Source organism: Gordonia paraffinivorans NBRC 108238 (genome assembly GCF_000344155.1).
Classification (GTDB): Bacteria; Actinomycetota; Actinomycetes; order Mycobacteriales; family Mycobacteriaceae; genus Gordonia; species Gordonia paraffinivorans.
Genome location: NZ_BAOQ01000110.1, coordinates 1 through 598, shown reverse-complemented (window position 1 = coordinate 598; position 598 = coordinate 1). Strand labels below are relative to the sequence as shown.

At 60.4% G+C, this 598-nt stretch carries 1 protein-coding gene; it reads right to left on the bottom strand.

From position 1 onward, the window contains the following. Positions 1-598 (bottom strand): condensation domain-containing protein (locus tag GP2_RS20865; protein ID WP_040527725.1); only part of this gene is annotated, 598 nt, incomplete at both ends.

The window sequence follows — 598 nt, the reverse complement described above, 5'->3', positions numbered from 1 at the left end:
TCGAGTCAACAACCGCCCAATCCAAACCCTCGGCAACATCACCAACCGGATGCACCAACTGGAACGGCACACCATCCACATCCGGGAACGTCGTCCGCAACACCTCATGCCGCACAACAACATCCACCACCGCAGCACGCAACGCATCAACATCCAGGTCACCAACAACCCGCAACACCAACGGAATGTTGTACATCCCGCTCGACGAATCCAACCGATTGATAAACCACATCCGCTGCTGCGCAAACGACAACGGAACACGCTCCGGCCGCGGCGAAACCGCCCTCACCGGCGGCAACGCCGGCCGACGACCCGAAACAACCGCCACCAACTCACGAACCGACGGCGCATCAAACACATCACGCACCGACACCTCGACGTCCAACGCCGCAGACGCCCGAGCAGCAAGACGTGCCGCCGACAACGAATTACCACCCAAATCAAAGAACGACTCGACCACACTGACCCGCTCAACACCCAACAGATCAGCAAACAGTTTCGCGACCGTCTCCTCTGCCGGTGTCTCCGGAGCCACGTACTCGGCCACACCGAGCTCGGGATCCGGCAACGACCGCCGATCCACCTTGCCCGCACTATT